General features: G+C 70.4%; 4 protein-coding genes. All 4 read right to left on the reverse strand.

Annotated elements, in window-relative coordinates:
• Positions 1–84: 84 nt before the first annotated feature.
• Complete coding sequence (gene xdhB / locus B8460_RS18805; protein ID WP_048863157.1) at positions 85–2,409, reverse strand: xanthine dehydrogenase molybdopterin binding subunit; 2,325 nt, start codon at positions 2,407–2,409, stop codon at positions 85–87.
• Positions 2,402–3,874, reverse strand: a complete 1,473-nt coding sequence (xdhA, locus tag B8460_RS18810; RefSeq protein WP_048863160.1) for a xanthine dehydrogenase small subunit — start codon at positions 3,872–3,874, stop codon at positions 2,402–2,404. Before xdhA ends, xdhB begins: the two co-directional genes overlap by 8 nt.
• Before the next feature lie 151 nt (positions 3,875–4,025).
• Entirely contained in the window at positions 4,026–5,390 is a 1,365-nt protein-coding gene (locus tag B8460_RS18815) for a carbohydrate porin (protein ID WP_158322986.1), read from the reverse strand.
• A 189-nt stretch (positions 5,391–5,579) separates the two neighbouring features.
• Positions 5,580–5,933 (reverse strand): hydroxyisourate hydrolase, encoded by a 354-nt coding sequence (gene uraH / locus B8460_RS18820; RefSeq protein WP_048863159.1) that lies wholly within the window; start codon positions 5,931–5,933, stop codon positions 5,580–5,582.
• Positions 5,934–5,991: the final 58 nt, after the last annotated feature.

Below are 5,991 nucleotides of genomic sequence, written 5' to 3' on the forward strand. Positions count from 1 at the left end.
GGGTCGAGCCGCGCGCCGCGTCCACGCGCACCGCCATCGCCGCGTCGCCGGCATCGAGCCAGGCGCGCAGGCGGGCGGCGAGGCTCATGCCCGCAGCGTCTCGATCGCGCGCAGCACGCGCTCCGGCGTCGCGGGGGCATCCAGACGCGGGCAGACGCGCCAGCCGCCGACGCTCGCGACCGCGTCCGACAGCGCATGCAGCACGGCGATGCCGAGCATCAGCGGCGGCTCGCCGACCGCCTTCGACCGGAAGATCGTGTCCTCGTGGCTGGCCGCGTTGTCGAGCAGATGCACGTTGAAGACGCGCGGCCGGTCGCCGCAGGCTGGGATCTTGTAGGTGCTCGGCGCATGCGTGCGCAGACGGCCGGCCGCGTCCCAGACCAGTTCCTCGGTCGTCAGCCAGCCCGCGCCCTGCACGAAGCCGCCCTCGATCTGCCCGATGTCGATCGCCGGATTGAGCGAGCGGCCGCAATCATGCACGATGTCGGCCCGTTCGATCCGGTATTCGCCGGTCAGCGTGTCCACCGCGACCTCCACGCAGGCGGCGCCGTAGGCGAAATAGTAGAACGGCCGCCCGCGTCCGGCGTCGCGGTCCCAGTGGATTTTCGGCGTCTTGTAGAAACCGGTCGCCGAGAGCTGCACGCGCGCGAAATACGCCTGCCGGATCAGCGCCGCGAAGGGCACGTCCTGATTGCCGATCCGCACCCGGCCGGGGAGGAAGGCGACCGTGTCGGGTGGCACGCCGTACTGCTCGGCGGCGAAGGTCACGAGGCGGTCCTTGAGCGTCCGCACCGCCGCCTGTACCGCCTTGCCGTTGAGGTCGGCGCCGGAGGAGGCGGCGGTCGCAGACGTGTTCGGCACCTTGCCCGTCGTCGTCGCGGTCACGCGCACGCTTCCGGCATCGACCTGCAGCTCCTCCACCGCGACCTGCGCGATCTTGGTGTGCAGCCCCTGACCCATCTCGGTGCCGCCGTGATTCACCGCGATGCTGCCGTCGGTGTAGATATGCACCAGCGCCGCCGCCTGATTGAACTGCGTCGCGGTGAAGGAAATGCCGAACTTCACCGGCGTCAGCGCGATGCCGCGCACGATCAGCGGGGCGGCGGCGTTGGCGGCACGGATCGTCGCGCGCCGCGCCGCGTAGTCGCAGCGGGCGACGAGCGTATCGACCACGTCCGCGATGACGTTGTCCTCAACCGTCTGGCAATACGGCGTCAGGTCGCGTTCGCCGATGCCGTAGAAGTTGCGCCGCCGCACCTCAAGCGGGTCGAGCCCGGTGGCAAACGCGACCTCCTCGATCACCCGCTCGCCTCCGAGCATGCCCTGCGGCCCGCCGAAGCCGCGGAAGGCGGTGTTGGAGCAGGTGTTCGTCTTCAGCGGGAGCGAGCGCAGCCGCACCGCCGGGTAGAAATAGCAGTTGTCGGCGTGGAACAGCGCCCGGTCCGTCACCGGACCCGACAAGTCCGCGGAATAGCCGCAGCGCGCGGCATAGAGCATGTCCACCGCATGGATGCGCCCGTCGTCGTCATAGCCCACGTCGTAGCGCACCACGAACTCATGCCGCTTGCCGGTGACGATCATGTCGTCGTCGCGGTCCAGCCGCAGCTTCGCCGCGCGGCCGGTCTTCTTCGCGACGATGGCGGCGAGGCAGGCGAAGGGGTTGGCCTGCGTCTCCTTGCCGCCGAAGGCGCCGCCCATGCGCCGCACCTCCACCGTCACGGCGTGGCTCGCGACGCCGAGCGCGTGGGCCACGATGTGCTGCGTCTCGCTCGGGTGCTGCGTCGAGCACCAGATGCGCACCTCGTCATCCTCGCCGGGTTCGGCCAGCGCGACCTGGCCTTCCAGGTAGAAATGCTCCTGCCCGCCGATCGCCATCGTGCCCGACAGCCGGCGGGGTGCCGCGTCCAGCGCCGCCGCCCAGTCGCCGCGCTGCATCGTAGCACCCGGCGTGACCAGCACCGGGTCCGCCAGCGCCGTCTCGATGTCGAGCACCGCCGGCAGATCCTCATAGACGATCCGCGCCGCCCGTGCCGCGCGCCGCGCCGCCTCGCGCGTCTCCGCCGCAACCGCGTAGATGGGCTGGCCGTGGAACGCCACGTGACCCTCGGCCAGCAGCGGCTCGTCGTGCTTCCCCACGGGGCTGGTGTCGTTCTCGCCCGGCAGGTCGCCGGCGGTCAGCACCAGCACCACGCCCGGCACCGCGCGCACCGGGTCGAGGTCGATCGACACGAGCCGCGCATGCGCCCGCGTGCTGAGCCCGAGGGCGACATGCAGCAGGCCCGGCGCCTCCGGCAGGTCGTTGATGTAGGCGGCGGCGCCGGTGACGTGCTTGTGCGCGCTCTCATGGCGGCGGGAGCGATGCGCGCCGCCCTCGGCGGAGGTCTCCCGTTCGGCGATGGCGTCAGGCATGCGCCAGCTCCGGCGCCCCGACCAGCCGCGTCGGCGCTTGCCCCGTCGTCTCGGCATGCAGGCGGACCAGCAGGTTCTGCGCGACGCGCAGCCGATACCAGGCGCTTGCCCGCATGTCGTCGAGCGGCATGTAGTCCGACGCCAGCGCCCCCTGTGCCGCGCGCACCGCGTCCGCGTCCCATGTCCGGCCGATCAGCGCCGCCTCGGCCGCCGTCGCGCGCTTCGGCGTGCCCGCCATGCCGCCATGGGCGATGCGCGCCGCCGTCACGCGGCCGCCGTCGAGCGTGATCGCGTAGCAGCCGAGCACGGCGGTGATGTCCTGATCGAAGCGCTTCGAGACCTTGTAGGCGCGAAAGCGCGTGCCCGGGGCCGGGCGTGGCACCGTGATGCGTTCGACGAACTCGCCCGGCGCGCGGTCCTGCCGGCCATAGGCGATGAAGAAATCCTCCAGCGGCAGCGACCGCCGCGTGTCGCCGCGGCGCAGATGCAGCGTGGCACCGGCCGCGATCAGGGCAGGGGGGCTGTCGCCGATCGGCGAGCCGTTGGCGATGTTGCCGCCGATCGTGCCGGCGTTGCGCACCTGCACCGAGCCGAGCCGGCGCAGCAATTCGCCCATGTCCGGCAGCAGCGCGCCGAGCGCCGCCATCGCGTCGCTGTAGGTGGCGCTGGCGCCGATCTCCAGCCCGTCCGCGGTCTCGGTGATGTCGGCGAAGCCGGCGACGCGGCCGACCCAGACAAGGTGCGGCAGCACGCGCATCTGCTTGGTGATCCACAGCCCGACATCGGTGCCGCCGGCCAGCACCGTCGCGTCGGGATCGGCGAGCAGGGTTTCCGCCAGCGCGTCCACGCTCGCGGGCGCGCTGAAGCGGCCGGCGGGCGAGGTGACGACCACATCCTCGTCGTCGTCGAGGGCGCGCAGCCGTGCCTCGATCGCCGCCGCCTCCGCCCGCCACGCGTCATCGGCGGCGATGCTCGCCAGACCGGCGCGCACGATCGGCGCATAGCCGGTGCAGCGGCACAGATTGCCGGCGAGTGCGTCGTCGATCGCCGCCTCGTCCGGGGCGGCCCCGTCACGACCCATGTCGCGGCCCATGGCGAACAGCGACATCACGAAGCCCGGCGTGCAGAAGCCGCATTGCGAGCCGTGCAGATCGACCATCGCCTGCTGCACCGGATGCAGCGTGCCGTCGGCGGCGGCGAGATCCTCGACCGTCAGCAACAGGCAGCCGTCGAGCTGACCGACAAGCTGGATGCAGGCATTGACCGCCCGCCACGTAAGGCCGCCGCCGGCGCGGGGGCGCACGACCACGACGGTGCACGCGCCGCAATCGCCCTCGTTGCAGCCTTCCTTGGTGCCGCTGCGGCGCATCGGCCCGCGCAGCCAGTCGAGCACGGTGAGCGTGGGGGCGATGCCGCGCACCTCCTGCCGTGACGAGCCCAGCCAGAACCGTACATGATCGCGCATCACGCCCTCGGGTCGGTTGTCGCCGTACGATGCGGCCTCATCCTGCACCCGCCGTTCCCGCCACGTCGATGCCTTCCTGCCCGCGCCGCGCAGGCCGGGCGGGAAGCGGGGGCGGCCGGCCCCGCGCGTGCCGGCCGCCCGTGGACAAGCCTCAGTTCTCGCGGAAGAAGGACGGCAGCCCGAGCGCCGGGTTGAGCAGGATGAAGAGCTGCCCGCCGGTCCCGAGCGCGAAGTTCACCCCCTGACGCGGGTTGGGGATGTCGAAGATGTTCTGGTCCGGGTGGAAGGTCAGATCGACGAACGGCTTGAAGCTGATCCCGGGCGCGATCGCGAAGCCGTAGTTGATCTCCACCAGGTCGGAGTCGTTGGAGACATTGGCCGCGATCCCCTCGGCGGTGAAGCGGTCATCGACCGATCCCGTCTGCCGGGGGTTGAACGTGTAGTGGGTGTAGAGGATGCCGGCATTGTCGTTCGGGCGCAGGGCGAACGGCCCGTGTGCGACGAGGCCGGCTTCCCAGTAGGACTGCACGAAGGAATAGGGGCTGGCCGCGAACATGCCGCCCACGAAGCCCCAGATGTCGCGCGAGCCGGCCGGATCGGGCTTCCACAGCGTCTGCTGCGCCTGGAAATAGAATCCGCTCTGCCCGTCATGCATCAGCGGCGTGCCGCCCACCAGCGCGAGCTTGCCGCCGGTCGTGTTGTACTGCGGGTCCGCGAACTGCGATGAGTCGTGATAGAAGCCGACGTCGTAATGACCCGGGTAACGCGTCTCGCCCGCATGCGTCACGTAGCCGATTTCGATCGGCGTATAGACCCCGCTCGGCCCGCGCACGCCCCAGCCGCCGTCCCACGGCATGCCGGCGTGGGGATACTGCGTCGGGTCCGACAGCGATGCGCCGACGCGGGCATAGGTATCGGGGGTCGGATAGACGGCAAGCTCGCCGGCCCAGGTGGCGATCGGGAAGAACGGCGCGTTGCTGTTCGCCGACCAGTTCAACGGCACCATGTTGCTGCAGATCGAGCTGACGAACTGGCAATACAGGTCGGAGGTCGCGAAATAGCTGGCCAGCTGCGTGCGGCCGAACACGAAGCGAAGCTTGTCGTTGTAGAGATGCTGGTCATAGGAGAATTCGGTCAGGCGCGTGTTGTTGTCCGGGCCGGAGCCGGCGAGGAAGCCCTCGGAGAAGCCGGTGAGGTTGTTCACGCCCTGGTCGAGGCCACCCCAGCGTGAATCGAGGCTGACATGGAACACGGCGCCCGGAATGCCGACCGCCTTGTTGAGGTCGATATCCAGACCGTAGAAGGCTTCGTTATACAGGACCGTCGTGTTCTGCAGCCCGCCCGACGGCACGCCGTACAGGATGTCGGTGAAGAAGCCTTTCACGTACACACCGTAATCGGCGAGCGTCTGGCCAACCGGTGCCAGCGGCGCGCCCTGATCGAACAGGAAGCCGGTCGGGCCGGACGGGGCCGGGCTTTGTGCCCGCGCGGCCGGCGACGCGAACAGTCCCGTCATCAACGCAGCCGCCGCCAGGGCGCCGGCGGTGTTTGCAAACCTCATTCCCCAATACCTCTATGCTAGATGCATTCGACGAAACGGCCGCGCGCCAACCCCCTGCGACGTCACCGTGCGGCCATCCGCCTGTGTTGAAATAGCAACGGCCATGCCATCGACGGCGGCAACGACGCCCTATTCCGCCGCGCGTCAGCTGCCGCGATACGTGGTGTATCCAAAGGGTGACAGCAGCAGCGGCACATGCACGTGCGCCGTGTCGTCGGTGACGCGGATACGCAGCGGTATCGTTTCGTAGAAGCCGGGCGGCACGCCCCGCCGACGCTGCCAGGCCCCGACGTCGTAGGTGATTTCGTACACCCCCGGCAGCATCGCCGCCCCCGCCAGCAACGGCGCGTCGCTGCGCCCGTCATCGTTGGTGCGGACGCGGGCGAGCAGGGTGCGCCCGCCCGCGTCGTCGAGGCGTTCGAGCGTAAGGTCGAGCCCGGCCGCCGGCAGCCCGGCGGCGGTGTCGAGCACGTGCACCGTCAGGCGCCGCCCGCTCACGCCGCATCCTCCGTGACCATGTCATCGAGGCGGAAGCGGGCGATTTTGGCGACTTCGG

Source organism: Acidisphaera rubrifaciens HS-AP3, from assembly GCF_000964365.1.
GTDB lineage: Bacteria > Pseudomonadota > Alphaproteobacteria > Acetobacterales > Acetobacteraceae > Acidisphaera > Acidisphaera rubrifaciens.

Bases quoted from the DNA above. Each gene is read 5' to 3' on its own strand.
- xdhB (WP_048863157.1), bottom strand. From the start codon at position 2,409: ATGCCTGACGCCATCGCCGAACGGGAGACCTCCGCCGAGGGCGGCGCG.
- xdhA (WP_048863160.1), bottom strand. From the start codon at position 3,874: ATGCGCGATCATGTACGGTTCTGGCTGGGCTCGTCACGGCAGGAGGTG.
- B8460_RS18815 (WP_158322986.1), bottom strand. From the start codon at position 5,390: ATGACGGGACTGTTCGCGTCGCCGGCCGCGCGGGCACAAAGCCCGGCC.